Source organism: Campylobacter concisus (assembly GCF_015230035.1).
Lineage (GTDB): Bacteria > Campylobacterota > Campylobacteria > Campylobacterales > Campylobacteraceae > Campylobacter_A > Campylobacter_A concisus_BK.
Genome location: NZ_JAAKZD010000011.1, coordinates 23,226 through 49,336, shown reverse-complemented (window position 1 = coordinate 49,336; position 26,111 = coordinate 23,226). Strand labels below are relative to the sequence as shown.

At 40.5% G+C, this 26,111-nt stretch carries 30 protein-coding genes; 13 read left to right on the top strand and 17 right to left on the bottom strand.

Features of this window, described 5'->3' with window-relative positions:
* Positions 1-10: 10 nt before the first annotated feature.
* From G6W41_RS08130 to mobB, 5 genes are read right to left on the bottom strand one after another with little or no spacing between them, the layout of a single operon-like run.
* The gene (locus G6W41_RS08130) at positions 11-988 is read right to left on the bottom strand and encodes a ferrochelatase (protein ID WP_194171192.1); all 978 of its coding nucleotides are present in this window, start codon (positions 986-988) and stop codon (positions 11-13) included.
* Complete coding sequence (gene metG / locus G6W41_RS08125) at positions 989-2,908, bottom strand: methionine--tRNA ligase (RefSeq protein ID WP_194171191.1); 1,920 nt, start codon at positions 2,906-2,908, stop codon at positions 989-991.
* A 15-nt stretch (positions 2,909-2,923) separates the two neighbouring features.
* A complete protein-coding gene (locus G6W41_RS08120) occupies positions 2,924-3,142 on the bottom strand; it encodes a hypothetical protein (RefSeq protein WP_103590829.1) in 219 nt (72 codons plus the stop codon).
* Positions 3,142-4,005: a class 1 fructose-bisphosphatase gene (locus tag G6W41_RS08115; protein ID WP_242039939.1), complete on the bottom strand. Its 864-nt coding sequence runs from the start codon at positions 4,003-4,005 to the stop codon at positions 3,142-3,144. The genes G6W41_RS08120 and G6W41_RS08115 overlap by 1 nt, the downstream gene beginning before the upstream one ends.
* A complete protein-coding gene (mobB, locus tag G6W41_RS08110; RefSeq protein ID WP_012001396.1) occupies positions 4,005-4,484 on the bottom strand; it encodes a molybdopterin-guanine dinucleotide biosynthesis protein B in 480 nt (159 codons plus the stop codon). Before mobB ends, G6W41_RS08115 begins: the two co-directional genes overlap by 1 nt.
* A 122-nt stretch (positions 4,485-4,606) precedes the next feature.
* Here mobB and G6W41_RS08105 point away from each other — a divergent pair, with 122 nt between their 5' ends.
* Positions 4,607-5,086, top strand: a complete 480-nt coding sequence (locus G6W41_RS08105; protein ID WP_194171189.1) for a hypothetical protein — start codon at positions 4,607-4,609, stop codon at positions 5,084-5,086.
* On the opposite strand, the gene G6W41_RS08100 is transcribed toward G6W41_RS08105, so the two are convergent.
* Genes G6W41_RS08100 through gltX form a run of 3 tightly spaced genes read right to left on the bottom strand, consistent with a single transcriptional unit; the run spans position 5,007 to position 8,219 of the window.
* Positions 5,007-6,644 (bottom strand): lytic transglycosylase domain-containing protein, encoded by a 1,638-nt coding sequence (locus tag G6W41_RS08100; protein WP_194171188.1) that lies wholly within the window; start codon positions 6,642-6,644, stop codon positions 5,007-5,009. The two genes, G6W41_RS08105 and G6W41_RS08100, sit on opposite strands and share 80 nt — an antisense overlap.
* Positions 6,622-6,915: a YggT family protein gene (locus G6W41_RS08095; protein WP_194171187.1), complete on the bottom strand. Its 294-nt coding sequence runs from the start codon at positions 6,913-6,915 to the stop codon at positions 6,622-6,624. The genes G6W41_RS08100 and G6W41_RS08095 overlap by 23 nt, the downstream gene beginning before the upstream one ends.
* Positions 6,916-6,923: 8 nt before the next feature.
* Complete coding sequence (gltX, locus tag G6W41_RS08090) at positions 6,924-8,219, bottom strand: glutamate--tRNA ligase (protein WP_194171186.1); 1,296 nt, start codon at positions 8,217-8,219, stop codon at positions 6,924-6,926.
* Between the two features lie 146 nt (positions 8,220-8,365).
* On the opposite strand from gltX, the gene mscL reads away from it, so the two are divergent.
* From mscL to G6W41_RS08060, 6 genes are all read left to right on the top strand, one after another.
* Positions 8,366-8,773 carry a large-conductance mechanosensitive channel protein MscL gene (mscL, locus tag G6W41_RS08085; protein ID WP_021090696.1) on the top strand — a complete coding sequence of 136 codons (408 nt, stop codon included), beginning with the start codon at positions 8,366-8,368 and terminating at the stop codon, positions 8,771-8,773.
* A 99-nt stretch (positions 8,774-8,872) separates the two neighbouring features.
* On the top strand, positions 8,873-9,511 hold the full coding sequence (locus G6W41_RS08080; RefSeq protein ID WP_194171185.1) for a Crp/Fnr family transcriptional regulator: 639 nt from the start codon (positions 8,873-8,875) through the stop codon (positions 9,509-9,511).
* A 120-nt stretch (positions 9,512-9,631) separates the two neighbouring features.
* Complete coding sequence (locus tag G6W41_RS08075) at positions 9,632-10,204, top strand: cytochrome c3 family protein (RefSeq protein ID WP_103612330.1); 573 nt, start codon at positions 9,632-9,634, stop codon at positions 10,202-10,204.
* Positions 10,205-10,213: 9 nt separating this feature from the next.
* The gene (locus G6W41_RS08070; RefSeq protein WP_103601735.1) at positions 10,214-11,584 is read left to right on the top strand and encodes a multiheme c-type cytochrome; all 1,371 of its coding nucleotides are present in this window, start codon (positions 10,214-10,216) and stop codon (positions 11,582-11,584) included.
* 219 nt (positions 11,585-11,803) lie between these two features.
* Complete coding sequence (locus G6W41_RS08065) at positions 11,804-12,916, top strand: metallophosphoesterase (protein WP_194171184.1); 1,113 nt, start codon at positions 11,804-11,806, stop codon at positions 12,914-12,916.
* 1 nt (position 12,917) lies between these two features.
* A complete protein-coding gene (locus G6W41_RS08060; protein WP_194171183.1) occupies positions 12,918-13,715 on the top strand; it encodes a phosphatidylserine decarboxylase in 798 nt (265 codons plus the stop codon).
* A gap of 36 nt (positions 13,716-13,751) precedes the next feature.
* On the opposite strand, the gene ychF is transcribed toward G6W41_RS08060, so the two are convergent.
* The 6 genes from ychF to rpiB are packed head-to-tail and all read right to left on the bottom strand — an operon-like array spanning position 13,752 to position 18,235.
* Positions 13,752-14,855 carry a redox-regulated ATPase YchF gene (gene ychF / locus G6W41_RS08055; protein WP_194171182.1) on the bottom strand — a complete coding sequence of 368 codons (1,104 nt, stop codon included), beginning with the start codon at positions 14,853-14,855 and terminating at the stop codon, positions 13,752-13,754.
* Positions 14,855-16,306 (bottom strand): leucyl aminopeptidase, encoded by a 1,452-nt coding sequence (locus G6W41_RS08050; protein WP_194171181.1) that lies wholly within the window; start codon positions 16,304-16,306, stop codon positions 14,855-14,857. Before G6W41_RS08050 ends, ychF begins: the two co-directional genes overlap by 1 nt.
* On the bottom strand, positions 16,287-16,892 hold the full coding sequence (locus G6W41_RS08045; RefSeq protein ID WP_194171180.1) for a DedA family protein: 606 nt from the start codon (positions 16,890-16,892) through the stop codon (positions 16,287-16,289). The genes G6W41_RS08050 and G6W41_RS08045 overlap by 20 nt, the downstream gene beginning before the upstream one ends.
* Before the next feature lies 1 nt (position 16,893).
* On the bottom strand, positions 16,894-17,442 hold the full coding sequence (gene apt, locus G6W41_RS08040; RefSeq protein WP_087581040.1) for an adenine phosphoribosyltransferase: 549 nt from the start codon (positions 17,440-17,442) through the stop codon (positions 16,894-16,896).
* 20 nt (positions 17,443-17,462) lie between these two features.
* Complete coding sequence (locus tag G6W41_RS08035) at positions 17,463-17,795, bottom strand: hypothetical protein (protein ID WP_002939538.1); 333 nt, start codon at positions 17,793-17,795, stop codon at positions 17,463-17,465.
* Positions 17,792-18,235 carry a ribose 5-phosphate isomerase B gene (rpiB, locus tag G6W41_RS08030; RefSeq protein ID WP_021086444.1) on the bottom strand — a complete coding sequence of 148 codons (444 nt, stop codon included), beginning with the start codon at positions 18,233-18,235 and terminating at the stop codon, positions 17,792-17,794. Before rpiB ends, G6W41_RS08035 begins: the two co-directional genes overlap by 4 nt.
* A 109-nt stretch (positions 18,236-18,344) precedes the next feature.
* Between rpiB and G6W41_RS10375 the strand changes: the two genes are divergently transcribed.
* A complete protein-coding gene (locus G6W41_RS10375) occupies positions 18,345-19,730 on the top strand; it encodes a DUF4139 domain-containing protein (RefSeq protein ID WP_194171179.1) in 1,386 nt (461 codons plus the stop codon).
* Positions 19,731-19,748: 18 nt separating this feature from the next.
* Here the strand turns inward: G6W41_RS10375 and G6W41_RS08020 are convergent, their stop codons facing one another.
* The 3 genes from G6W41_RS08020 to folD are packed head-to-tail and all read right to left on the bottom strand — an operon-like array spanning position 19,749 to position 22,160.
* Positions 19,749-20,405 (bottom strand): site-2 protease family protein, encoded by a 657-nt coding sequence (locus G6W41_RS08020; RefSeq protein WP_087585627.1) that lies wholly within the window; start codon positions 20,403-20,405, stop codon positions 19,749-19,751.
* The gene (gene lepB, locus G6W41_RS08015; protein ID WP_194171178.1) at positions 20,392-21,297 is read right to left on the bottom strand and encodes a signal peptidase I; all 906 of its coding nucleotides are present in this window, start codon (positions 21,295-21,297) and stop codon (positions 20,392-20,394) included. The genes G6W41_RS08020 and lepB overlap by 14 nt, the downstream gene beginning before the upstream one ends.
* Positions 21,298-21,308: 11 nt before the next feature.
* Complete coding sequence (gene folD, locus G6W41_RS08010) at positions 21,309-22,160, bottom strand: bifunctional methylenetetrahydrofolate dehydrogenase/methenyltetrahydrofolate cyclohydrolase FolD (RefSeq protein WP_194171177.1); 852 nt, start codon at positions 22,158-22,160, stop codon at positions 21,309-21,311.
* Between the two features lie 83 nt (positions 22,161-22,243).
* Here folD and G6W41_RS10520 point away from each other — a divergent pair, with 83 nt between their 5' ends.
* The 5 genes from G6W41_RS10520 to G6W41_RS07985 are packed head-to-tail and all read left to right on the top strand — an operon-like array spanning position 22,244 to position 26,110.
* Complete coding sequence (locus G6W41_RS10520) at positions 22,244-22,813, top strand: c-type cytochrome (protein WP_430733021.1); 570 nt, start codon at positions 22,244-22,246, stop codon at positions 22,811-22,813.
* Complete coding sequence (gene hemL, locus G6W41_RS08000; protein ID WP_194171176.1) at positions 22,810-24,093, top strand: glutamate-1-semialdehyde 2,1-aminomutase; 1,284 nt, start codon at positions 22,810-22,812, stop codon at positions 24,091-24,093. The genes G6W41_RS10520 and hemL overlap by 4 nt, the downstream gene beginning before the upstream one ends.
* Positions 24,093-24,374: an AtpZ/AtpI family protein gene (locus G6W41_RS07995; protein ID WP_012001455.1), complete on the top strand. Its 282-nt coding sequence runs from the start codon at positions 24,093-24,095 to the stop codon at positions 24,372-24,374. Before hemL ends, G6W41_RS07995 begins: the two co-directional genes overlap by 1 nt.
* Complete coding sequence (locus G6W41_RS07990) at positions 24,358-24,876, top strand: hypothetical protein (RefSeq protein WP_242039938.1); 519 nt, start codon at positions 24,358-24,360, stop codon at positions 24,874-24,876. The genes G6W41_RS07995 and G6W41_RS07990 overlap by 17 nt, the downstream gene beginning before the upstream one ends.
* Entirely contained in the window at positions 24,866-26,110 is a 1,245-nt protein-coding gene (locus G6W41_RS07985) for an MFS transporter (protein WP_194171174.1), read from the top strand. Before G6W41_RS07990 ends, G6W41_RS07985 begins: the two co-directional genes overlap by 11 nt.
* Position 26,111: the final 1 nt, after the last annotated feature.

The window sequence follows — 26,111 nt, the reverse complement described above, 5'->3', positions numbered from 1 at the left end:
GGCTCTAAATTTAAAAGAGTCCGCCTTGCTCTTTGCTTTGACTAAGGCTGTCAAGTAGTTCTTCTTTTTTGCAAAGCACAAGGGCGTAGACGAAATTTTGTAGCTTCTTTATCTCGTCTAAATTTTCATAAAAAATGGCATTTTCAACCTTTAGTGTGCTATCTTTTGGCAGGCAAAATTTAAGCTCGCTTTCACTGAAATTTCGCCTTAGAAATATACTTTCAGTCAAAAATAACTCCTCGTCTTCTTCAGCTATCACCGCTCTAAAACTGCTACCAAAGCCAACTGGCTTAAAGTCTTTGTCGATAAAGACTGGGTCAAAGTGCGATGAAATCCTGCTCTCTGTCACTTTAAAGCCGATATTGTTTTTCTTAAGATAGCCAAGAAGTCCGCAAAACATCCCAGCAAAAACTCTAGGGATGGATAAATTTTGATAGTATTTGTCATCGTAAATTAGCGTCGTAAAAAAGATAGAGCTTGGATTTAGCACGCTTATGTTTGTGTCAGTCCAGGCTGTCTCGTAAAGTAGCGAGAGCCTTTGAAGTATCCTCGTATCGTCGCTAAAAAATGTGTCAAACAAATTTGCATGAAAAATTTTGTAAAAAAGCTCGGTTAAATTTTCAGGTATGACGTGGGCGTTTTTTTCAAGGTGCGACTTCTCTAAAAGCGCTTTTATAAAGGGATTGACCGCGCAAAATTTGATATTTTTATGGATCGCCTCAAAGCGCATGAGCTTGATGATAGCCGTTTGCAGGCTTGCTACCTTGATAAAGGCTATCTCATCGTCGATTGGCGTGATATCATCTTCGCTAATGATAGCGTAGGCACCTTGCTTTATCGCAGGTGCGATCTGATCGCTTTGTGTGGCGATGAGAGCGTAGCCTCGTTTTATATTTTTGGCCTCAAACGCGAAGCTAGTCACGCTTGAGATGCTTGGGTTGTTTAGAATTTGCCCATTTATTATGTGGGTTAAATTTTCTATCGTCATTTAGCCAACGATCGCGCCGTTTTTGACCTTGCTCTGCGTGCCAAGAAGCGTTAGAGAGCCGTCTGATGCGCTTAGGATCATGCCTTGCGAGACATATTTTTTCATCATCGTTCGCTCTTTTAAATTTGCTAAAACGCAAACTTGCTTGCCCACAAGTGAGCTAGGCTCGTAGTATTTGGCGATGCCAGATAAAATTTGACGTGGCTGCTCCTCGCCAAGATCTATCTTAAATTTAAGCAGCTTATCACTGCCCTCGACCCTTTCGCACTCGAGCACTTCGCCTACTTTTATCACAATTTTGGCAAAATCATCGATGCTAATGATATCCTCTTTTTTCTCCTCTTTTGGCTCAGCCTTTGCCTCTACTTTTGGCTCGCTGGCCTCACCCATTAGCTCTTTTTCTATCCTTGGGAAGAGTGGCTCAGTAGCTTTTGCTACAAAATTTGAAATTTCATTTTTCAGTACAAGAGTTTCGTAAGAGGCCGTATCTATGCTAAAGCCAAGCGTGTCAGCTATCTTAGCGCAAGTTTTTGGCATAGCCGGACTAAGCAAAATGGCAACTTTAGCAAGTAAATTTGCGCAAAGTGCCACAAGTGCGTTTGCCTCGTCACTTTTACCAGCTTTTACAAGCGACCATGGCTCATACTTCGCAACGGCTGCGTTTGCCAGCGTTACAACCTTCCAAAGATCCTCTAAATAGCGGTTTGTTGCTAAAATTTCTAAATTTTTAATAGCCTCATCAAGATAGCCCTTCGCCTCATCAAGCTCAGCTTTGTGAAATTTGACCACGTCTTTTGAGCCAATTTTGTAGTCGCTATACTTTGCGCTCATGCCTACGATGCGGCTTAGTAAGTTGCCAAGTCCGTTGCCAAGCTCTGAGTTTATGCGCTCGATCAAGGCTTTTTGGCTGTAGTCGCCATCTTGTCCAAAAGGTACCTCTCTAAGCAAAAAGTATCTGAAATTTTCAAGCCCATAAGCGTTTGCGACCTCTCTTGGGTTTATGACGTTGCCCTTGCTTTTGCTCATCTTTTCGCCATCTATCGTCCACCAGCCGTGTGCTGCGACGTGTTTTGGCAGTGGCAAGCCAAGGCTCATCAAAAATGCCGGCCAATAAACTGCGTGAAAACGTAAAATGTCCTTGCCAACGATGTGTGTCGTGTGTGGCCAAAAGTCCATTCTAGCGTTATCTCTTGAGTATCCTAGTGTTGTTAGGTAGTTTATAAGCGCGTCAAGCCAGACGTACATAACGTGTTTGTCGTCATTTGCGCTCTTTGGTAGCTTTATGCCCCAGTCAAAGCTCGTTCTTGTCACAGAGAGATCTTTTAGTCCGCCTTTTACAAAGCTTACGACCTCGTTTTTCTTGCCCTTTGGGATAACGCAAAGTTCGTCGCTCTCATACCATTTTAAAAGCGCGTCTTCATATTTTGAAAGCTTGAAAAAGTAGCTCTCTTCTTTAACTAAAGATGTCACGCGGCCGCAGTCTGGACAGCGATTGTCCTCAAGCAGGTCTCTTTGGTTGAAAAACGTCTCGCAGCTAACGCAGTAAAAGCCCTCGTACTCGCCCTTGTAGATATCGCCGTTTGCTTGCATCTTTTCAAAGACATTTTGCACGGTTTGCTTGTGCTCTTCGTCGGTTGTCCTTATAAAATGGTCGTAGCTTATCTCAAATTCGTCCCAAAGAGATCTAAATTTCGCACTGATCTCGTCTGCATACTCTTTTGGCGTCTTGCTCCTAGCGCGAGCTGCTTGCTCGATCTTTTGACCATGCTCGTCTGTGCCAGTCATAAAGTAGGTCTCTTTGCCTTGCAAGCGGTTAAATCTAGCTAGCGTATCAGCGATGATAGTCGTGTAGGCGTGGCCGATGTGTGGCACGTCATTTACGTAATAAATCGGTGTAGTTATATAAGCTTTTTCTTTCATATCTTTCCTTTAAATTTAAAAATCAAATCCGCCGTCACTGCCGGTGTTGCCTTTTGACATCGAGTTGTAGCAGCTATTTACATACTCTATCCTCGTCTCGCAGTCAAAAAATGCCTCGCAGTTAAAACAGCTTTTGCGCCCTTTTTGCTCTTGACACTCTTGCATGATTTTAGCCTTTTGTTTTAGGGCTAGCTCAAATGCGTCAAGTGGCTCGTTTACTTGTGCTTCTTGCATTATTTTTGCTCGTAAAATTTATGCAAAAGTGAAATTTCATCACGTGAGCCAAAGAAGCATGGCGTAGTTTGGTGAATTTTTTCTATTTTTATATCAAAGAGTGTTTGATTTTTGCCATCTGTCGTTGCGCCCTTTGCGTTTTCATATATAAAGGCAAAAGGCAACACCTCAAAGACGACCCTTAGCTTGCCATTTGGATGATCGCTCGTTGCTGGGTAGCTAAAAAGACCGCCGCCTTTTAGTAAAATTTGATGCAAATCGCTCACCATCGCACCTGAGTATCTTAGCCTGTAGCCCTCGTTAAATAGCTCGTTTATGAAGTTTCTATGCGTTTGGCTCCAGCCTTTTTGCGTAGCTCCTGTGGCGTTTAGCTTGCCTTTTTCTTTTAGCTCAAGCTCTTTTACAAATTTAAACTCGCCATCTTTGCCAAGCCTATAAAATTTAGGCAAAGCACCCTTTTTCTCGGCAATTACTAGCTCAAGTCTTGGACCATAGATGCTGTAAGCCGCGGCTATTAAATTTTCTGGTTTTACCTCGTCTTCGTAGATGCCAAAGATCGAGCCAACAGCGAAATTTACATCAACTAAGCTTGAGCCATCGAGTGGATCGTAAGCGATGATAAATTTAGCATTTTTACTTATCTCAAGCTCGTCCTCTTTCTCTTCGCTAATTAGCGCTTTTACGCATGAAAGCTGCTTAAATTTGGCCGTGATGATCTCGTCGCTTTTAACATCAAGCTTTAGCTGGGTGTCGCCAGTTGCGTTTTCGTGAGTTGTGTAGCCAAGATCGGCGTATTTTATGACCTCGCTTATCTCTTTTGCGATCTCTTTAATGGTGTTAAAAATTTGGTTTAGTTCTTGCATTATACAGCCTTTGCATTTTTGATTATCCACGCACAAATGGCGTCTATATCGTCTAAATTTAGATTTGTGATCTCATAGGGGATCTGCTCTTTATAAGTAGCGATCGCATCTGAAAAGCTAAGATATGCTTCATCGATCTCGCCTCTAAAGACGCTTAGTCTTGGCAGTGGCAGCGTCTTTAGCCCCTCGACCAAGAGCATGTCAAACTCGCCGATCATCCTTATGACCTCGTCTATGCCTTGCGAGCTTTGCGAAAAATAAGTCGTTCTAGTCGGACTCATCACGACTACGTCAGCTCCTGCCTGAGAAAATTTAAAGCTATCCTTGCCTTCAACGTCAAATTTGGCCTTGTCGCCTGGGTCGTGCTTGACTACAACGACCTTTAGCCCATCATCTATAAATTTTTTTGCGACTTTTAAGATAAGCGTCGTTTTTCCGCTATTTGAAGGGCCAGAAAAAGCAATGGCAAGTCTTTTCATAAGAGCCTTTTTCGTTAAAATTTCTTGCGATTATAGCTCATATTGGCTTTAAAATTTATGAGTGAAATTTAAAAAATAAAATGCTAAAATGCGAGAAAAATTAATCTTTTAAGAGTTTTTTTATGAGAAAATTTACACTATTTTTTATATTTGTTTTGATGATATTTGGCTGCGCCGATCAAAAAGTGATCGTGCATGAGCCACTAAAAAATGAGCTTTTAGCCTACACAAGCAAGAGTGAGATCATCGATGGCACCGATAGAACGCTTATAATTGCAACCTATCTAAATCCAATATATAACTCAAATTTAGACGAGAACAAAGAGCACTTTTTAGTAGCCATCAACCCAAAAGAGCATGCGCAAAATTTGAGCAACATAAAGGTAAATGGCGACTCAAATGCCACAAGCGCAAGACTGCTTGATGAAAATGACGAGATGCTTAAATTTGCTGGATTTTCTATGCCTTGGGCGGTCTATTATGAAGTGACCACACCAAGCAAGCAAAGTGACGATCTTGCGCTTAGTTTCGAAATTTATCAGTCAAAGCCGGTTTTGTTAAATTTTCGAAAAGTTGCGAAATCTTTATACTGGAACCATTAAGCGCCATATAGATCACGTAGTTTGCAAGCACCTTCTTGCCGTAGTTTCTAGTCTCTGCAACAGGGACTAGTTCGATCGACAAAAATGGCTCAAATTTCCCCTCTTTAAACATATCTTCTCTTGTGATGACTTTTTTGGTAAAGCCGATACCGCCGTTATACGCGTATGCGGTAAAGAGCGGATGGTAAAGAAATTTATCAAGGTAGTTTAGGTGGTGATTTGCAAATTTAAATGCAACATCAGTTTTAAAAAGATCGTCCTGGTCAAAATTTGGAATTTTTAGCTCTTTTTTGCCGATCGCATTTGCAAGAAATGGCATAAACTGCATCATGCCAAGGGCGTAAGAGGTAGAAACGACGCTTGGGATAAAGAGGCTCTCTTGTCTGGCCAGAGCGTATATCATCGACTTTCGCTCAGTGCTGATGCCCTCAAGCTCTGGTGAGCTTGGCATCAAAAAGTACTGCTTCTCCCAGCCATGCGCCTTTTGCATGAAATATGCGTATGCGCCGATGCTCTCGTTTGTGTAAAATCTCATCGCAAATTCGCTTGCTTGCGTGGCGTTCATATCCTTTGCAAGGGCTGCGGTTTTGTTCCATAAAAATGGATCGCTCACATCAAAATTTTCGATATTTTGCTTGCTAGGCCTTGGTACGATCACCTCAAGTGGCTCTCCACCGACCAAATCTCTTGCGTAAAGTGAGTAGATATTTGCATCTTTGCTAGCGCTTAGCTCTTTTAAAAAGCTCTCATCGCCGCTTAACTCATACTGCCAAAAGGTTGCATTGTCCCTTTGCCAAGCCCTATCGAAGGTATTTTTGGCCCTTGTGAAAAAACTAAATGCAACGTCATTTTGACCAAGCAAGATAGCGTTTAGCCCGAGCGTAAATGCGTCGCTTTTTTCAGTGACAGCTGGATCTATGTTAAGTAAATTTCTTCTAAAGCTTTCATATTTTTTATTAAACACGACATCGTTTAATAAATTTGTAAAGCCCTTTTGCATGTAGAGCTTGTTCATAAAATTTGTTTCAAAGCTTGCGCTAAAAAGGGCATTTTTACTTTGCGGACTTGAAGCGTTAAAAAGCTCTAAAAAGCTCTTTGTATCGTTTGTATTTGCAAAGCTAAGAGCAGGATTTGCCTCGTTTAAAGTGCGTAAAATCCTAGCTTTTTCTGGATTTGTGCTTGCAAGATTTGCCGCTAAAATTTCACGAGTTTTGCTATCAAGCTTTAGAGAAAAGCTCATCGTTGTTAGTAAATTTTGGCAAGCCAAACTAGCACTTGTAATGTTGCTTGCGTTTACGCCAGGGCACTTGCTAGGAGCTGCTTTTGGCGGTAAAATTTTGTCGATTGATTTTTGAACAAGACCTGCTTTTCTAAAGACTTCACGCGAAAGGTCGGCGATCTGCTCCTTTGTGTAGCTACCCTCGTTTATAAGGCGGTTTATGTAGTAGTCTTTTGCAAGGCTTTTTGGCTCTTTTTTTAACTCCTCATAGGTGTAAATTTTAGCCAAAAGAGCGACGCAGGCCAGAGAGATGATACTAAAGAGACGCAGCAAAAACAAACAAAAGCCTTATTAGAAATTGACTTAAAAATTGAAGTGCCAAAAGCACGATGAGCGGTGCAAAGTCGATGCCGTTAAATTCTGTTTTTATATAGCGTCTAATGAAGCTATAAACAGGATCAGTCAGTCTGTAAAGTAGCTGCACGATCGGCGAGCTAGGGTCTGGTCTCACCCAGCTAACAAGCGCTGCTGCGATGATGATCCACGTATAGACGGTGACTATGATGTTTAAGATGTTTGCGATCGCTGTAAATAGTGTCGAAAGTATCATTTTTGCTCCTAGATTAAAATTTTGCCTAGATCATCTTTGATGAGCGGGTAGAGCTCGCTAAGCTCAGGGCCATGAAGGTCGTTTGTAAGCAGCGCACGTAGCGGCATGAAAAAGTTTTTGCCTTTTAAATTTGTAGCGCTCATAAGCTCTTTTTTAAACTCATCAAAGCTCTCGCACGGTTTTAAATTACGAGCTGCTTTTTTGATGATCTCAAATTCGTTTTTGTACTCATCTGGAGCTATTTTCGGTGAGTATATAGCCTCTACTTTTGCCTTTATCTCAGGCACTAGTGAGCTTTCTTGAGTGTAAAATTTAACTAGCTCAGCCTTGCTCTCATCCACGCCAAAGATCTCTTTTATGCGCTCTTTTGAAGCAAGTTTGATGTGTTCTCTATTTATCTGCTCAAGCTTTTTCACATCAAATCTAGCAGGCGAGCGTGAAATTTTAGTTATATCAAACCACTTTACTGCATCTTCTATCGTAAAAATTTCAGTTGGAGTTTTGTTGCCAAGAAGTATCAGATAGTTTGCGATCGCCTCAGGCAAAAATCCCTGCTCAAAGAGCCATTTTACGCTTGATTCGTTCTCGCGTTTGCTCATTTTTTTGCCCTCTATATTTAAAAGGATAGGCAAATGTGCGTAGTTCATCTTACCTGTGTAGCCAAGGCCCTCGCGTATGAGGTCTTGCTTTGGCGTGTTGCTCACGTGATCCTCGCCGCGTATGACAAAGGTTACGCCCTCAAGCATATCATCAACCGCGCAGGCGAAGTTATAAGTTGGAGTTTTGTCTGCTCTCATGATGACAAAGCTATCAACTGCGTCTGGCTCGAAGCTTAGCTCGCCCTTGATCGCATCTGTAAAGCTCATCGTGCGTGTTGGTTTTTTCATGCGGATGACAAATGGCTTCTCGCAGTTTAAAACTTCAGCGTCGCTTAATCTCTCGCAGGTGCCGTCATATCTATATGCCACGCCTTGCTCTTTTGCTTTTTGCTTTTTTGCTTCGAGCTCTTCTTCAGTGCAAAAGCAAGCAAAGGCCTTTTTATCGATGAGAAGCTTTGATGCAAGCTGTCTGTGGAATTTTAAATTTTCACTTTGGATGTAAATTTGCTCTGGTTTTATGCCAAATTTGCTCAAAATTTCTAAGATATCTTTCTCTTTTCCCTCGATATTTCGCTCTTTGTCGGTATCTTCTATGCGTAAAATAAAGCCACTTTTATCTTGCAAAGAACAAATATAGTTGAAAATAGCAGCACGTAAATTTCCTATGTGCATATCTCCTGTTGGAGAGGGTGCAAAACGATACATAAGCTCATTCCTTACGTTAAATTTGAAGTTTGGATTATAACACTCGCTTGATAAATTTAAAGTTATGTAATTTTAAATTTTTAGGCTAAGCAAAGCATATTTTTTATAAAATCCGCACGAAAATTTAACTATTTATAGGAGAAAGAATGAGTTTTATCAGTGAATTTAAAGAATTTGCGATGCGCGGAAATGTCATAGATATGGCAGTTGGTGTTGTTATCGGTGGGGCATTTGGTAAGATCGTTTCATCGCTAGTTGGTGATATTATTATGCCGGTGGTTGGTGTTATAACAGGCGGTGTAAATTTCACTGATCTTAAGCTAACATTAAAAGAAGCAGTTGATAGTGCGCCTGCTGTTACGATAAACTATGGCTCATTTATACAAACAATGGTTGATTTTTTAATCATTGCATTTTGTATTTTTTGCGTTATCAAAGCTTTAAATACACTTAAAAATAAATTACCAAAAGAAGAAGAGGCAGCTCCTGCAGAGCCTGAAACTCCAGCTGATATAGCACTTCTAACTGAGATCAGAGATCTTCTTAAAAAATAAATTCTTAAATCAAAGAGATAAAGCTCCCTTTGAAATCCGTTAAATTTTGTCCTATTTTTTATGCTAAAATGCTTTTTCATCTTTAAAAGCGAGTGAAATATGATAGAACAAATCCCATTTTTCCAAGGTCTTAGCGCCGATGATCTAGCCAAACTTGAAGCAATAAGCGTTGTTAAAAAATATAAAAAAGGCGAGTTTTTATTTATGGAGGGTGAGGAGCCAAAGTGGCTTACATTTTTGATAACTGGCTCGGTTAAGCTTTATAAAACTACGGCAAACGGCAAAGAAATTTTTATCCATCAGCTTGCACCTATGAATTTTGTAGCTGAAGTTGTAAATTTTGAAAATATACCTTATCCAGCAAGCGCCATTTTTACTATTTCTGGCGAGGTTTTAAAGATAAATTATGAAAAATTTGAAGCACAATTTTTAACAAGGCCAGAAATTTGCATGAAATTTCTAAAATCAATGGCTCAAAAGATAAGAATAACTACAAATTTACTCCACCAAGAACTAATACTTAGCTCCGAAGAGAAGGTGGCTAGGTTCATTTTAAATCATGAAGATCTATTTAATGAACTAAAGCATACAAAAATTTCATCAATACTCAATATGACTCCAGAAACTTTTTCGAGAATTTTAAATAAATTTAAAACAAATGGTTTGGTCAAACTTGACGAGAAGAACCAAATTCTAGAAAAAAATATAGGTGGGCTACAAGAAATTTATTCTTATTGAAAGTTAATATCAAATAAATATTTTCATTTACTTAAAGAAAAAATTTATATATTTTTGGATAGTATTCGTCTAAAATTTTCGTAAAAATTTACGATATATTGATAAATTCAGGAGGAAATTTTGGCTGAAGTTAAGAAGAAATTTTTTGTTTGGTCATCTGTGATAATAGGCATCGTAATCGGCCTTATCGCTTCTATGGGCATAGCTGATGCACTTCATGCGACTGGTAGCGGATTTGTCTGTACTATGTGTCACACGATGGATCCTATGAATGCTGCATATCATGAAGATGTACACGGCGGCAATAACAAGCTTGGCATAAAAGCTGAATGTTCAGCCTGTCACCTGGACCACACAAGTGCCTATACCTATGTACTTACAAAACTTAAAGTATCGATAAATGATGGCTATAAGACATTTTTTACAGATACAGACAAGATCGACTGGCTTAAAAAACGCGAGCATGCATCTCACTTTGTCTATGATAGTGGTTGTATGACTTGCCACTCAAATTTAAAAAATGTTATTCAAGCTGGTAAATCATTCTTGCCACATAGAGATTATTTCGTTCTTGGAAATCCTAATAAAAAATCATGTGTTGATTGCCATGAGCATGTTGGTCACAAAAATTTAGGACTACAAATGGATAAATTTGAAGCAATTAAAAAACAAGAAAACAATAAAACCAAGTAAGGAGGAGAGATGTTTAAAAAGTCGCTAATGTTATTAGCCTGTCTAATGTCTTTTGGCTTTGCCGCAAACATGGATGCAAATAAATCTGACGCTTTAAACCTTAATGTTGTAAAAAACATTAAAGTTGCTCACAAAATGTCAGACTTATCAAAAAGCTGTGTTGAGTGCCACGCTAAAGAGACACCCGGCATAGTTGCCGATTGGAAAAATAGTCGCCACGCTCACGTTGGCGTAAGTTGTATGGATTGCCACTCTGTAAATGCAGATAATCCTATGGCTTCAGTTAAGGTGCATCCAAAAGATTCTAACAACCATGTTTCAATGCTAGTTAGCCCAAAAACTTGTGCTAAGTGCCACGAAAACGAAGTTGATGAACTAGTAAAGAGCGGTCACGCAAGAGCTGCTATGCAAATGTATGCTAATCCTGCAATGGTGAAACTAATGTATCACTATGAGGGAGCAGATCATCCTGACTTTAAAATGGCTCCAGATGCCACTGGTTGTTCTCAGTGCCACGGAACCGTCATCAAACTAGACGCTGATCACAAACCTACAAAAGAGACTTGGCCAAACTATGGTATAGGCAATGTTTATCCAGATGGTGGCGTAGGTAACTGTAAATCATGTCACAGCGCGCACACATTTAGCGTAGCTGAAGCTAGAAAACCAGCTGCTTGTGCATCTTGCCACCTTGGACCTGATCACCCAGATATTGAGATCTTTAACAACTCAATGCACGGACATATCTATAACAGTGAAGCTCACAAATGGAACTTTGATGCTGCTCCTGATACATGGGATGTACCAGATTTTAGAGCTCCAACTTGTGCAGCTTGCCACATGAGTGGTGTTGGTGAAACAACAACAACTCACAACGTTTCAAGAAGACTAAAATGGAACCTATGGGGCATCAGCAGTAAGCTAAGAACAGCTGGTGATGAACAAGCTGCTGCTATTTACGAAAAAACTGGCAAACTAAACATAGGAACACCTCTAGCAGGTCACCCAAGTGGCGATCCTGAAAAAGCACGTGCTGAGATGAAACTAGTTTGTAAAGCTTGCCACTCTACAACTCACACAGATAACTTCTTCATTATGGGTGATAAACAAGTAGAGCTTTATAACGTTTATAGCGCTGAAGCAACTAAGATGCTTGAAGAGTTGAAAGCTAAAAACCTACTACTAGAAGATGCTTGGTCAGATGAATTCCAAGATGTCTATTATCATATGTGGCACCATGAAGGTCGTCGTATGAGACAAGGCGCTCTAATGGGTGGCCCTGACTACTCACACTGGCATGGTGTATTCGAAGTTAAGAACGACATTAGAAAACTTCGCAAAATCTATAAAGAAAGAATTGAATCTGGCAAAGTCCAGTAATCTTTTTTAAGGTGGGAGTTTTCCCACCTTTTTATTTTTAAATTCCAAATTTTATCTTTTAGTTATTATCCTAAGGCAAATATCTTTTAATAATTATTTTTGTAAATTTAAATTATAAAATCATACGGCTTAGCACTACAAATTGTTCTAAATAATTAATAAAATTTATAATGTAAATTTAAAAATATAAAATATAATCTTTGTTTTCAAGGAGATATTTTGGGACTTTTTCGGATCATTATTGGGGCATTTATCTTTAGTGCTCTTACAAATTTATACTCATACAAACGTTTTATCAAAAAGGTATCTTTTTTTACTCCACATCTTAAAAAAATTCGTATATTTTTCTATATTATTAGTGTGCTTGAGTTTGTATTTGTTCTTCAACTAAGATTTCCTTTTTTAAATATAGAACTCTATCTGATAGCAGGGACGCTCATTGGTTTTTCTCTATTTTTATTTGGTGTTAGTTTGTTTTATGATGTTGTTAGATCCATTTGTTCAAAAGCTCATTTTAATCCCACAAGACGAAAATTTATTAAATTTTGCTTTGATGTGACATTTGTCATTTTTGTAGTTGCTTGCTTTTTGAAAGGAATTTTTAACGCACTTACTCCGCCAAAGATCAGACAAGTTAGTATAAAAATAAAAAATTTACAAAGTGATCTAAAAATAGCCATGATAACTGATGTGCACATTGGTGAGTTTTTGCAAAAGGATTTTGTGGCTGAGCTTGTGAAAGAGATAAATTTAGCTAGACCAGATCTAGTCGTGATAGTTGGCGACTTGGTCGATATGAGAGCTGAGCTTATAGGGGATTTTTTAGATCCATTAAAAAATCTTAAAAGCACCTATGGCACCTTTTATGTCCCTGGCAATCACGAATACTACCACGGAGTTGATGGGATACTAGAAAAAATTCGCGCTCTTGGCATTAGGATACTTGGTAATAAAAATGAAAAAATAGCTGGTATAAATTTGGCAGGGGTCTATGATTTAGCAGGCATAAGATTTAAAAATTTAGAGCCAAATTTAGACGAAGCGCTAGCAGGATGTGACCCAGATCTACCGACCATCCTACTCTCTCATCAGCCAAAATTTATAAAAACTATGCAAAAAGACGTTGATCTAGTCCTTTGCGGTCACACGCATGCTGGACAAATTTTTCCTTTTAGTATCCTTGTTTTGCTGGATCAAGGTTTTTTACATGGGCTTTATAAGATTAATGATAAAATGCAAGCTTATATTAGTAGCGGTGCAGGATTTTGGGGACCTCCGGTTAGGATATTTGCTCCTAGTGAGATCGCTATTTTAAATTTAAGCAAGGACTAAAATGAACAAGGACAATCTCTTTTCTCAAATTTTTGGCAAGGTGGCAAAAATAAACTTTTTCAAGCCGCTTCAAGAGCTTATCAACTCCTTTTATGTAAAGCTATTTAAGATCGATATGAGCGAGTTTAAGCCAGCAAGTGAGTATAAAAATTTAAACGAACTTTTTACTAGAGAGCTCTTGAAGCCAAGAGAATTTGACGCAGCAGATGAGATATTTATAAGTCCTGTTGATGGTACCTGCCTTAGCTTTGGTACCACAAAAGAGCTAGAAGCTTTTAGTATAAAAGGCATGAGTTATGGCTTAAAGGAGCTTTTAGGGCAGGGCGAGTTTGAGGGCGAGTTTGACTTTGCCAACATCTATCTTAGCCCAAAAGACTATCATCACTATCATGCACCTAGCGATATTACGATAAAAAAAGCGGTCTATATCCCAGGTAAGCTTTACAGTGTGGCGGTAAAATGGCTTGGCAAGGTCGATAGCCTTTATACCAAAAACGAGCGTGTGGCGCTACTTTGCGAGATGAAAAATGGCAAAAAACTTTGGCTAGTTTTTGTGGGTGCGCTAAACGTTGGCAAGATGAGATTTTGCTTTGATGAGCGCATTCAAACAAATGCTATGGCAAATTTTACGCAAATTTATGAGTATGAAAATTTACATATCAAAAAGGGTGAGCGCATTGGAAATTTTGAGCTTGGTTCGACCATCGTCATACTTAGCGAAAAAGATGCGATCGAATACAACCTTTTTGAAAATAAAGAGCTAAAATTTGCTGAAGCGATTGGTAGGATAAAAGAGTAACTAGAAGAATTTTACAAGGTAAAAACCTTGTAAAATTTAGACATTAAACCTAAAGTGCATCACGTCACCATCTTGCACGACGTAGTCCTTGCCCTCAAGTCTCATCTTGCCAGCCTCTTTGGCTCCGTTTTCGCCGCCATGTGCGATGTAGTCATCATAGCTTATCACTTCAGCTCTGATAAAGCCCCTCTCAAAGTCGTTGTGAATAACACTTGCTGCTTTTGGCGCTTTCCAGCCATTTGTGATCGTCCAAGCCCTTACTTCTACGACGCCAGCGGTGAAATAGCTTATCAAATTTAGCTTTGCAAAAGACGTTTTGATGATCTTTTCAAGACCGCTCTCACTCGTGCCAAGAGATGCCAAAAACTCGTGAGCCTCCTCGTCGCTTAGACCTATTAGCTCCTCTTCGACCTTGGCGCAAAGCTTGATCACCTCGTGGTCTGAGGCCTTAGCATACTCTTTTAGCGCTTTTACAAATTTATTATCTTCGCTAAGTCCATCTTCATCGACATTTGCGCCATAAACTACCTCTTTTGCGCTTAGAAGCCTTAACTCTTTGTTTAGTGCCAAAAACGCCTCACTATCTCTTTGCTCAAAGCTACTTGCGCTTTTGCCATCATTTAGGTGAGCTAGAAGTAAATTTGCTATTTCAAGTGCCTCTTTTGCGCCTTTTGCATTTGCTTTTGCCTCTCTTGTGAGCTTTTCTATCTTTTTATTTAGCTGCTCGATGTCAGCTAGTATCAGCTCGGTTTGGATGATCTCGATGTCTCTTACTGGATCGACGCTACCCTCGACGTGAGTGATGTTCTCATCCTCAAAGCAGCGAACGATGTGCAAAATAAGCTCTGTCTCTCTGATGTTTGATAAAAATTTATTACCTAGTCCCTCGCCAGAGCTGGCCCCTTTTACAAGGCCTGCGATATCGACGAATTCGATGGTTGAATACTGAATTTTATTAGGACTAACTATCTTTGCAAGCTCATTTAGGCGCTTATCAGGCACTGGCACGATGGCTTTGTTTGGCTCGATAGTGCAAAACGGATAGTTCGCACTCTCAGCGTTTTGTGCCTTTGTAAGTGCGTTAAATGTCGTTGATTTGCCCACATTTGGTAGGCCTACTATTCCAACTGAAAGTCCCATCAATTCTCCTTGCTAAGTGCTTGTAAAAAGTATAAATTCATTCTCACGCCAGCCCCACTAGCACCTGCTTGGTTATAGCCCCAAGCCTTTTCGCGGTATGCTGGGCCAGCGATATCAAGGTGTAGCCACTTATCTTTGTACTCATCTTTGATAAATTTAGCTAAAAACATGCCAGCTGTGATCGCGCCGCCATATCTGCTTGAGGCGCAGTTGCTAACGTCGGCGATCTGGCTTTTGATAAGCTCACTAAGATAAGGGTTAAAATCAAGCGTAGTCGCGAGCTCGCCGCTATCTTTTATCTTGTTTTTAAACTCGCTTTTTAGGCTCTCGCTGTTGCCCATGATGCCTGTTGTGTATTCGCCAAGTCCCACGACGCAAGCGCCAGTTAGGGTTGCCATGTCGATTAGGATGTCTGGCTTAAAGTCTTGCGCGTAGCTTAGGCAGTCAGCCAGCACCAAGCGTCCCTCTGCGTCGGTGTTTCTCACCTCTATGCTAACGCCACTTCTTGAAATAAGCACGTCATCAGGCTTATAGGCATTGCCGCCGATCATATTTTCAGTTGCGCCCAAAATGGCGTGAATTTCAAATGGTAAATTTAGCTCTGCTGCACCTTTTATGATGCCAAGAGCTGCTGCTGCGCCGCTTTTGTCTGACTTCATTGTTAGCATATAATCAGCCGGCTTCAAGCTAAGTCCGCCACTATCGTATGTTAGGCCTTTGCCAACAAAGATGATGCGTTTTTTAGACTTTTTAGGCTTGTATGTTAGGTGGATGAGCCTTGGTTTATGCACGCTTGCGCGATTTACCGCCAAAAATGCGTTCATATTCTCTTTTGCTAGAAATTTCTCGTCATAGACCTCGCACTTTATACTGGCGATATTTTTGGCTAAATTTAAAGCGTCCTGTGCCATCTTTTGCGGTGTGTAAATTTCTGGGATTTCATTTACGATATCTTTTGCGAAATTTGTAGCATTTGCTATTACCTCTGCCTCTTTAAAGCCCTCATTTGCAGCTTTTAGATCGACCTTTTTGCCAGCAAATTCTTCAGTAGAAAAGATGATCTCTTTTAGGGTGTATTTCTCTTTTTTTTCTTTATACTTGTTAAATTCATAACTTCCAAGCAAAAAGCCCTCAGCTAGCGCTTCAAAGCTTAGTTTTTGGCACCCCGCTACGTAAGAAGCTAGCTTTATGCTCTTAATGTTTAGTGACTTTAACGCGTTATAAGCTTTAGCGGCTGCAACTCTAAGCTCGTCAAGATCAAGCTTAGAAAGTGGCACGTAAGCCCTTTTTGCTTCGCTTAGGATGAGGACGCTATCGCCTTTGTAATTGTTAAATTTAATAGCCTCTTTATCGCCTATAAATTTATGTTTTAACTCCTTATCTACTACGAAAATTAGTTCAATATCAGCTTTTATATCTTTTAATTTTTTATCAACTATTTGAAACTGCATGTCTTCTGTCTCTCCTTTCGTTTAAAATTTTATTTTCGATGCGCTTAAATGTATATATTAAAAGCCCCATAAATATGGCAACCACTGGGATAGCGACATACCAGTGCTCTTTTGCTTTTTGAAGCAGCACTAATATATGCTCGCCAAGTATCCAAGCAGGTATGGTGGTGATCGCCGCCCAGCACCAAGCGCTGATCAAATTTATAAAGGCGTATTTTTTAACATCATAGCCAGTAAGTCCTATGCAAAGCGGTATGATGACACGAAAGCCATACATATAGCGTTGCAAAAAGATGATCGGCCAGCCATATTTTTTTAGCATTATGTGTGCCACTGCAAATTTTCTCCGCTGCGTGTGAAGCCTTTTTGCGATGTATTTTTTATTGTAACGGCCAAGGTAGAAGTAAATTTGATCTCCCACAAATCCTCCAAGCCCAGCCACAAAGATAGCAAGCGCGATGTGCATGTGCGTGGTGTGCGCGAGAATTCCAGCCATTATTAAGGCCATCTCGCCCTCCATGATACACCAGACAAAAAGTATGATGTAGCCGTACTCTTTAAGCAGTTCTATAAAAAACTCTTCCATTCTAAACCTCTAAAACGCTGTAAATTTTAGTAAGCGACTTTAGCTTTTCGCTACCTTTTAGATCAACTAGATCTATGAGAAAGCACGCTTCTACGCAGGTCGCGTTAGTTTGATTGATAAGCTCAACTGAAGCCTTTGCAGTGCCACCAGTCGCGATGAGATCGTCCATCAAAAGCACTCTAGCGCCTGCTTTTTCTCCAAAAGCATCGATGTGAATTTGCACTTCATCGACGCCGTATTCTAGGCTATATTTTTGAGAAAGCGTGATAAAAGGCAGTTTTTTTGGCTTGCGAATAGGCACAAAAGGTAGCCTTAGCCTTGCTGCAAGCGCTGCGCCAAAGATGAAGCCACGAGACTCGATGCCAGCTATGTAATCAATCTTTGCGTCCTCATATCTAGCTACCAAATGATCTATCAAAAAGTTAAATGCCTCTTTGTTGTTTAGTAGCGTCGTGATGTCGCGAAAGACTATGCCAGGCTTTGGAAAGTCGTTTATGCAGCGAATAGAGTTTAGTAAAAATTCTTTGCCTTTTTGATCTAAAATTTTCATAAATTTCCTTAAATTTGAGGTTATAGTAGCGCTTCGATCTTGCCTTCAAGCTCACGTATGCGTTGTCTTAGCTTGTCGTTTTCTAGGCGGTACTGGGAATTTCTTGTGCGAAGTGAGGTTACGTCGTTTTTAGTTTTGTTTAGCTCGTCTGTCAAGATGTCGATGTTGCCTAGACTTCGTTGAAGTTGGATCTGAAATTTTCTTATGACGACCTCGGTGTCTTGGAGGTTATTTTTCATAAAATCTTTTGTAGCACGCTCTTTTTTTAGAAGTGTTTTGAAGTAAAAAACCATGACGGTTAGGTAGATCGCAGCACAAACAAGAGCGGTAAAAACGATCCACTCGCCTATCATTTGCCTGCCTCAAGTTCTATTTTTTTGACTCTTCTTTCGTGTCTGCCGCCTGCAAACTCAGTCTTTAAAAAGGCTTCAACCGCCGAGATAGCCACGCCTGCTCCAATAACCCTTGCGCCAAAAGCGATCACGTTTGCGTCGTTGTGCTCTCTTGCAAGTCTAGCGGTAAATTCGTCGTGGCAAAGGGCACACCTTACGTTTTCGTGCCTATTTGCGGCTATTGATATGCCTATGCCTGTGCCACAAACTAGCACGCCGTAGCAGTTAGGCTCAAGTTTGCTTGCTAGCAAATGCGCATAATCAGGGTAATCAACGCTATTTTTATCGTTTGTGCCAAGATCAACTACTTCGTATCCAAGCCCTTTAATAGCCTCTTTAAGCTCGTTTTTTAGCTCAAAACCAGCGTGATCGCTAGCTAAGAAAACTTTGTCTATCTTCATGAAAAGTCCGTTAAATTTTTTGTTGATTATAGTCAAAGTTGCATTAAAATAAAATTTTACTCTCAGCCAAAATGAAGCTATAATTTACCAAAAATTTAAAGGAGAAAATGTGAAAAAAGCGCTCTTTTTAGTGGCTTCTACGCTAGCCTTTGCAAATGAAAATCTAATAGAGATCTACACAGATCAAACCATCGTCACTCAAAAATTTAGTGACGCAAATAGCTCTTTTAGCGCCTTTGTGCCAGAGGGCGTGCAGAGTGAGAACATCACTATAAACGGGGATTGTGATGCGAATGCTTATCTAAAAAAGATCAGCGAAGAAAATAGCCCAAGTTACATAAAATGGAAGCAAGAAGTTGTAAATTTAAGTAACAAGCTTGAGGCACTAAATGCAAGAGGTAGGTTTATAGAGCAGGCTTTGATAGGAGAAAACAAAAGTAACGATGTGACAAAAAGAGCTGATGAGTTTTATAAATTTAGCCTAGAAAATATCGAGAAAATTTCAGCTGCTAAAAGTGAGCTTGAAGCGCTTAAAGAAAACGAGCCAAAGAGCGAGATGGCTGGATTTTTGCAGCTTGATATGAAATTTGCTTGCAGCCCAAAAGAGGCGACGCTCTCATATATGGATGATGAGGCGCCAAAGACGCTAAATGAAATTTATGCAGACACAAAAAACAAAAATATCTTGATAAAACAAGAAATTTTGCTCACCAACCCTTTTGCAAGTGAAGTTAAAAATTTAAAGCTCGCCATCTATCCGACCAGATATCAAAAAGCGCTTGCTCCAAGCAAGTTTTACCCTTGGTACGAGGAGAGCGAGGCGGAGACTGATGGTTACGGCGCTTCGAAAAATATGCTAAGAGCCGCAAAAGTCGCCGCTGAGGTCGCTGATATGCGTGTGCAAAGAGATGAGAATGAGTTTGCCAAAATTTGGAAGATAGATGGGATAAATTTAGCAAAAGGCGAGAGCAAATATATAACTTATGATACGCAAAAAATGGACGCAAATTTTAGCGTTTTTGCTGATTTTTACGGCTCGCTAAAGGCTTATAATGTAGCTAGCTTTAAGCTAAATGATGATCTAACGCCAGCTAAAACGCAGTTTTACGTTAATGGTGTGAGCGTTGGCAGTCCAAGCGAGTTTGAGATGAAAGCTAAAGATGAGCCAGCGCAGTTATTTTTAGGACAAAACGAGCTAATCGAGCTTAAAAAAGAGCGATTAAATAAATTTAAAAAGAGCTCGCTTCTTGGCAAAGAGCGCATAAGCGAAGAGGACTATGAGATAAGTGTCAAAAACAACTCAAGCAAAAGTGTCGATGTCACTTTGGTCGATCGCGTGCCAGTATCTGCCGACGAGGCGGTAAAGGTCGAGATAAAGGGCTTTGACAAAAAAGATATCGGCAAAGATGGCAAGGTGGAGCTTAAATTTAGCCTCGCGCCAAAAGAGGAATTTAAAAAAGAGTACTCTTATAAGATCACAAAGCCAAAAATTTAGAGCAAATTTGCTCTAAATTTAGCCATTTATAAATGCGCTTGCGATATCTAAAACGTATCTTGTTGGATAAAAGATAGTATCTTTTAAAGGCGAGACGAGGATGATGATAAGGATGACAAAGCCATATCGCGAGATGCCCTCAAGCTTCTCTGCCAGTGCGTGAAAACCAAAATTTCTAAGCGCGTACTCAAGCGCGTGAAAGCCATCAAGTGGCGGGATCGGATAGAGATTGAAGATGGCTAACATCAAATTTAAAAGCGCAAGCGTAAATAAAAACTGAAGTAAAATTTCAAAGGTTTCTATATTTAATAAAGCCTTTAGCACAAAAAGCGATAAGATGCCTAAGATGACGTTGTAGCAAATGCCAGCTAGACTTACGTAGATAGCTGCCTTGTAGCCGCCATTTCGCACGACTGTGTAGGTATTTACAGGCACTGGTTTTGCCCAGCCAAACATCATACCAGTGCTTAGATAAAGCACCAGTGGCACGATGATAGTGCCAACAAGATCGATGTGTTTTATGGGATTTATGCTAAGTCTGCCAAGATTTTTTGCGGTGTTGTCACCAAATTTATAAGCGACATATCCGTGAGCGATCTCGTGACCGACGATAGCGATTATTAAAGAGAGGACGATAGTGGCGACTTTTATGGGGTCAAAATTAGTGAAGTCCATCAACTTCTCCCTCTTTTAAAGCTTGTTTTGTGAAAAACTCATCGTTTTCTATCGTATCTACAAAGCGTCCGATACGCTCCCAGCGCACATTGTAGTTATTATCCCAGCTAAAATATATAAACCAAGGCTGTCCAACTATATCTTTGTAAGCCACGCTTCCCCAAAAACGGCTATCGTTTGAGTGGTCGCGGTTGTCGCCTATCATAAAGTACTCATCTTTTGGCACTTTGACGTAAAAAGCGTTAAAGTTAAAATTTGGATTTTGCGGTAGTGAGCTAATTAGCGCTGGCTTCATAAAGACGTTTGATTTGTTTGTATTTAGCATGAAAACCATTTGCTCAAATAAATTTACATTTTCGTCGTAGTGGATGCCGCTAAATCTATATGGCTCTTTTATGAAAAGTTTGCCATCAAGCTCGACAACATCGCTACATGAGTAGCCAAATTTGCTATCTTTGCCGTTTAAATTTTCACGGCAGTTTGCCTTTATGAAGCTATCTCCCTCTTTTGGGCGTAGATAGAGGGCTTTTTCAGTAAAGACGATCTCGTCCTCGCTAGTTGCAAAGCAGCGCTTTACAAAGTGAGTTTTCTCATCGTTTGGATAGCGAAATACGACTATATCGCCCCTTGCAGGACCATCGCCAGTTATAAGGTGACCATTGTCATTTAGCTCAGGTAAAATTTTCATCTCAAGCCAAGGAATTCTTGGTGTTGGTATGCCATAAACATACTTTTTAGCAAATAAAAAATCCCCAACCAAAAGCGTATTCTTCATCGAACCAGACGGGATCACAAAGGCTTGAGCTACAAAGAAAATGACAAGCAAAACGATGATAACCGTGCCTGTCCAGCTCGAGCAAAAGTCATAAAATTTAGTAAAAGCTCTCTTCATTATCTCACTCTTTAATTTTTAGCTATCTTTGCTTGTGTAGCAAGGATTGTGTTGTTTAAAAGCATGGCTATGGTCATCGGACCAACGCCGCCAGGAACAGGTGTGATGTATGAGCATTTTGGTGCGACCTCTTCAAAATCCACATCGCCCACAAGCCTGCCATCATCAAGTCTGTTTATGCCCACATCAACGACTACTGCGCCATCTTTTACCATGTCAGCCTTTAAGAAAAATGGCTTGCCAATGGCTGCAACGATGAGGTCAGCATTTTTGCAAATTTCTTTTAAATTTTTAGTCTTGCTGTGTGTTACCGTAACCGTTGCAGAGGCATTTAGGAGTAAATTTGCCATAGGTTTGCCAACGATGTTGCTTCTGCCGATCACCACTGCATTTAGCCCAGCTACATCTATGCCATACTCTTTTAAAATCTCCATCACGCCAAGCGGTGTGCAAGGCACAAAGCCATCAAGTCCGCTAACAAGCTTGCCAACATTTACAGCGTGAAAGCCATCTACGTCTTTTCGTGGATCGATCGCTGCGAGCACGACGTTTGTGTCGATGTGCTTTGGTAGTGGCAGCTGAACCAAGATGCCATGGATGCTATCGTCTAAATTTAGCACGTTTATAAGCGCAAGTAGCTCGTTTTGGGTTGTATTTTCACTTAGACGGTGAGCCACGCTTTTTATGCCGTATTCGTTGCAGGCTTTCTCTTTTGCTCTAACGTATGTTTGAGATGCCTTATCTTCGCCGACTAAGACGACGGCTAAGGTTGGCTCGACACCAAATTTTTTTAGTTCTTCAGCTCTTACTTTTACGCTTTCTTTGACCTTTAAAGATACGGCTTTGCCGTCTAAAATTTTCATATTGGATCCTTATTTAAAAGCTTTTTTAATCACAAGGGTGGTATCATACCTAAAAATAAATTAAATTTTTAAAAGAGAGGTTTATGCGGTCTGTTTTTTTGATTTTGCTTTTTTGCATGGCGATTTTTGGAGCTGATTTTATCACAAAGACCGAGTACGCCAAGATGCTCTACCTAAACCCACGTGGCATAGGCTGTGATAAATGTCACGGCGCAAAGGGCGAGGGCAGCCTAATCTCTAAATACAAGCACTTTGACAAAAAAGCAAACAAAACGGTCGATGATGAGCTTAGAGCGCCAAAGATAAATGATATAGATTTTGAAAGTTTTAAAGCAGCTCTTACAAAGCCAAAAGGCGTAATGCCAAGCTACTTTTTGACAGACGAGGAGACGACCATCATTTATGAATACATTACAAATCAGATGAAACCTCCTGTAAAAGCGGTAAAAGTAGCACCCAAAAATTTAGCTAAGCCAGCCGCTCCTGCTGCTACGCAAAAACAGCCTGAACCTGCTAAAGCTGCCCCTGCAGCAAAAGCAGCAGTAGAGCCAGCCACCGCGCAGGCACCAAAACCGCCAGCAAAACCAGTAACAAATCAAAAAGATAATCAAAAGACAAATTTAAAAACACAAAATCAAAAGGATAAAAAATGACAAATAAAGAGGCATTTAGTGAAGCTAAAAAATATATCCCAGGTGGCGTAAATTCACCTGTTCGTGCATTTGGCAGCGTTGGAGGCGAGCCTGTGATGATAGATCATGCAAAAGGCGCTTATCTATACGACGTCGAGGGTAAAAAATACCTTGACTTCATCCAAAGCTGGGGTCCGCTCATCTTTGGTCACTGCGACAAAGATATAGAAGAAGCGATCATCTCTGCTGTAAAGCAAGGCGTATCTTATGGCGCTCCCTCACCAAAAGAGACCGCTCTAGCAAAGCTAATATGTGATGAGTTTAAACAAATAGATAAAATTCGCTTCGTTAGCTCTGGCACAGAGGCTACTATGAGTGCTATCAGAGTGGCTAGAGGATATGCCAAAAAAGACGGACTTATCAAATTTGAAGGCTGCTACCACGGACACAGCGACGCACTTCTTATCAAAGCAGGAAGTGGCGCTACGACATACGGCAACGCTTCAAGCGGCGGCGTGCCACAAGATGTTGTGAAAAATACATTTTTAGCTATCTACAACGATATAGAGAGCGTAAAAGCCATTTTTGAGAACAATAAAGACAAAATAGGCGTCGTCATAATCGAGCCAATCGCAGGAAATATGGGACTTGTGCCAGCTGATAAGAAATTTTTACGTGAGCTTAGAGAGCTTTGCGATAAATTTGGCGCTGTGCTCATTCTTGATGAGGTTATGAGCGGATTTAGGGCTTCTCGCCTCGGCTCATATCCATTTCACGAAGTAGATGCTGATCTTGTCACATTTGGTAAGGTTATAGGCGGAGGTATGAACGTCGCTGCATTTGGCGGTAAGGCCAAGATAATGGACTGCCTAAGCCCAGAGGGCGCTGTCTATCAAGCAGGCACGCTAAGTGGCAACCCAGTGGCGATGAGCGCTGGTATAGCGGCTATTTCTAAGATAAAAAGTGACGCAAATTTATACACTAGACTTGAAAAACTAGCTAAAAAACTAATGGAGGGCTTCAAAGAGGCTGCAAAAAGCGCTGGCATCACCATCCAAACCGAGGTTCGTGGCTCGATGTTTGGCTACTTTTTTACAGAGCATGCCGTAAAAAACTACGACGATGCGCTAAAGAGCGACACAAAACTCTTTGCTAAATTTCACCAAGCGATGCTTAGACGTGGAATTTATCTTGCACCTAGTCAGTTTGAGACTGGATTTATCTGCGATGCGATGAGTGAAGCTGATATCGATCTAGCGATAAATGCAGCTAAAGAGGCATTTTTGGAGATAAAAGCTTAATGGCAAAATTTAAGATAAAAGATATCGTAGCAGGGGCTGAGCAGCTAAGTCTTGGCGTTTCAATCGTAGTTGCGATCTTGCTTGGCACTGGGCTAGGATATCTTGTAAAAAAGGCTACAAATTTCACGCCAGCGCTTTGGATAGGCTTTGCTATTGGCATCGCAGCTGCTATTTTAAATGTCTATAAAGCCTATAAAGCGCAGGTTAAAAGCCTAGATGAGCTAAAGGACGAGACTAGATATAAAGGCTACACAAAAGACGATGATGACGAGGACGATTAGCAGGCTTTTTATTTGCTACTTTACGCTTTGGCTAGCCCTTAGCGTGGTTGGCAAATTTATATCAAATCAATTTTTTATAAGCTCGCAAATTTCATTTTTTGCCTCGCTTATCATCCTAGCGGCTAGCTTTTTTGCCTATAAAAACCGCATAAACTCAAGGCTAGAAAATGCAAGAGAGGAAATTTTAGCCAAGATAGAAGAAGAGGACGAAGAAGATGATGAAATTTTGCCCCAGAGGGAGGCAAAAGAGTTTAGTCTAAAAGATGAAAAAGCAAGGCTAAAAAAACAGAAATTTTCATTTAAAGATAGAAGCTTTGCAGCGGCATTTATGCCTTATCGTTTGGTTGCGTATGCGATACTTTTTTTTGGATTTATATTTTTAAAAAATGAAAATTTACTAAACGTGCCTGGCTTTTTGGTGGGGCTTGCTCCGATGCCTATTGGAGCTTTTATCTTTGGGATAATGCAAAATAATTTGAGAAAGGACGAAGATGGCAAGTAGCTTTAGGATCATTCGCTCGATGGGACCGCTATTTTTAGGCATGAGCCTACTTTTTATAGGCAATGGCCTAGTCATCGCATCTTGTAGCGCGCTTCTTAAGCAAAATGGCGTAGGCGAGCTTGCGATTGGACTAATTAACACTGGATTTTTCATAGGAGCGTTAATTAGCACGATCACAGCGCACAGAGTTATCTCAACCACTGGCCACATCAGAGCTTTTGCTATCTTTTCAGCTATATTTGCAGTCTCAGCCATGCTTCACGCCATAAGTGAAAATTTGATCTTTTGGGCGATTTTACGAGCCTTTTTGGGATATTGCTACTACGCACTTTTGATGGTTATAGAAAGCTGGCTAAATGCTAAAATCCCAAACAAGATAAGATCGCGCGTCATCGCCTTTTACGAGTGCGTTTTCTACACGAGCTTTGGCCTTGGAATTTTGATCTTAGCGCTTGATCTTAGCGCATTTGAAATTTTCATCATCAGCGCAGCCTTTATCATGCTCTCAAGCATACCTTTAAATTTAATCCGCATCAACCAGCCTCAAATCCCGCAGCGCCAACCCATAAACATCCCAAAAATTTTTGGTATCGTCCCGCTAGCACTCGTGGGAGCGCTCGTTGCAGGACTTGCGATAAATGGCTTTTTTTCTATGGCAAGCCTCTTTGTCTTGCTTCAAGGATATAGCGCAAAAGAGGCATCATTTTTTATGACTATAGCGATGGCTGGAGGCTTTTTGGCTCAAACATTTATCGGAGGCTTTTCAGATAAATACGGCAGACGCCCAGCGCTCTTGCTTTGTAGCGTTGTATCTTTAATCAGTGCGGTTTTATTTTTGCTAAATGGCTCAAATTTGATCGTTCAATACATACTTTCGTTTTTCTTTGGTGGCGGCATTTTTTGCACATACGGACTTTCGCTTGCTAGGGCAAATGACGAGATCACAGACAAGACAAAGAGCGTCCAAGTGGCACGTGCGTTGCTTTTTAGCTACTCTTTTGCCTCACTTTTCTCGCCGCTTCTTATGAGCTATGCGATGAAAATTTTTGGCGCATTTGGCTTTATCTATGTCTATTTGGTGCTTTATGTTGGGCTCATTTTGTTTGCGCTAACGCAAAAGACCATACCGCAGCACATGAGAAAAGACTACAACGACAAGCTCGTTGCAAGGACGGCTGGCATCGCGACTATTCAGCAAAATGGCAATTTTGCCGATAGAGAAAATAAAAAGTAGA

What these genes read in the sequence shown, in the direction of transcription:
- G6W41_RS08095 (WP_194171187.1), bottom strand. Translation starts at nt 6,915, where the DNA reads ATGATACTTTCGACACTATTTACAGCGATCGCAAACATCTTAAACATC.
- G6W41_RS08080 (WP_194171185.1), top strand. Translation starts at nt 8,873, where the DNA reads ATGATAGAACAAATCCCATTTTTCCAAGGTCTTAGCGCCGATGATCTA.
- G6W41_RS08060 (WP_194171183.1), top strand. Translation starts at nt 12,918, where the DNA reads ATGAACAAGGACAATCTCTTTTCTCAAATTTTTGGCAAGGTGGCAAAA.
- G6W41_RS07985 (WP_194171174.1), top strand. Translation starts at nt 24,866, where the DNA reads ATGGCAAGTAGCTTTAGGATCATTCGCTCGATGGGACCGCTATTTTTA.
- gltX (WP_194171186.1), bottom strand. Translation starts at nt 8,219, where the DNA reads ATGTATCGTTTTGCACCCTCTCCAACAGGAGATATGCACATAGGAAAT.
- mobB (WP_012001396.1), bottom strand. Translation starts at nt 4,484, where the DNA reads ATGAAAAGACTTGCCATTGCTTTTTCTGGCCCTTCAAATAGCGGAAAA.
- G6W41_RS08070 (WP_103601735.1), top strand. Translation starts at nt 10,214, where the DNA reads ATGTTTAAAAAGTCGCTAATGTTATTAGCCTGTCTAATGTCTTTTGGC.
- G6W41_RS07995 (WP_012001455.1), top strand. Translation starts at nt 24,093, where the DNA reads ATGGCAAAATTTAAGATAAAAGATATCGTAGCAGGGGCTGAGCAGCTA.
- metG (WP_194171191.1), bottom strand. Translation starts at nt 2,908, where the DNA reads ATGAAAGAAAAAGCTTATATAACTACACCGATTTATTACGTAAATGAC.
- G6W41_RS08045 (WP_194171180.1), bottom strand. Translation starts at nt 16,892, where the DNA reads ATGGAAGAGTTTTTTATAGAACTGCTTAAAGAGTACGGCTACATCATA.
- folD (WP_194171177.1), bottom strand. Translation starts at nt 22,160, where the DNA reads ATGAAAATTTTAGACGGCAAAGCCGTATCTTTAAAGGTCAAAGAAAGC.
- apt (WP_087581040.1), bottom strand. Translation starts at nt 17,442, where the DNA reads ATGAAAATTTTAGATCAAAAAGGCAAAGAATTTTTACTAAACTCTATT.
- hemL (WP_194171176.1), top strand. Translation starts at nt 22,810, where the DNA reads ATGACAAATAAAGAGGCATTTAGTGAAGCTAAAAAATATATCCCAGGT.
- G6W41_RS08115 (WP_242039939.1), bottom strand. Translation starts at nt 4,005, where the DNA reads ATGCAAGAACTAAACCAAATTTTTAACACCATTAAAGAGATCGCAAAA.
- G6W41_RS08050 (WP_194171181.1), bottom strand. Translation starts at nt 16,306, where the DNA reads ATGCAGTTTCAAATAGTTGATAAAAAATTAAAAGATATAAAAGCTGAT.
- ychF (WP_194171182.1), bottom strand. Translation starts at nt 14,855, where the DNA reads ATGGGACTTTCAGTTGGAATAGTAGGCCTACCAAATGTGGGCAAATCA.
- G6W41_RS08105 (WP_194171189.1), top strand. Translation starts at nt 4,607, where the DNA reads ATGAGAAAATTTACACTATTTTTTATATTTGTTTTGATGATATTTGGC.
- G6W41_RS08120 (WP_103590829.1), bottom strand. Translation starts at nt 3,142, where the DNA reads ATGCAAGAAGCACAAGTAAACGAGCCACTTGACGCATTTGAGCTAGCC.
- G6W41_RS10520 (WP_430733021.1), top strand. Translation starts at nt 22,244, where the DNA reads ATGCGGTCTGTTTTTTTGATTTTGCTTTTTTGCATGGCGATTTTTGGA.
- rpiB (WP_021086444.1), bottom strand. Translation starts at nt 18,235, where the DNA reads ATGAAGATAGACAAAGTTTTCTTAGCTAGCGATCACGCTGGTTTTGAG.
- G6W41_RS08130 (WP_194171192.1), bottom strand. Translation starts at nt 988, where the DNA reads ATGACGATAGAAAATTTAACCCACATAATAAATGGGCAAATTCTAAAC.
- lepB (WP_194171178.1), bottom strand. Translation starts at nt 21,297, where the DNA reads ATGAAGAGAGCTTTTACTAAATTTTATGACTTTTGCTCGAGCTGGACA.
- G6W41_RS08035 (WP_002939538.1), bottom strand. Translation starts at nt 17,795, where the DNA reads ATGATAGGCGAGTGGATCGTTTTTACCGCTCTTGTTTGTGCTGCGATC.
- G6W41_RS07990 (WP_242039938.1), top strand. Translation starts at nt 24,358, where the DNA reads ATGACGAGGACGATTAGCAGGCTTTTTATTTGCTACTTTACGCTTTGG.
- G6W41_RS08020 (WP_087585627.1), bottom strand. Translation starts at nt 20,405, where the DNA reads ATGGACTTCACTAATTTTGACCCCATAAAAGTCGCCACTATCGTCCTC.
- mscL (WP_021090696.1), top strand. Translation starts at nt 8,366, where the DNA reads ATGAGTTTTATCAGTGAATTTAAAGAATTTGCGATGCGCGGAAATGTC.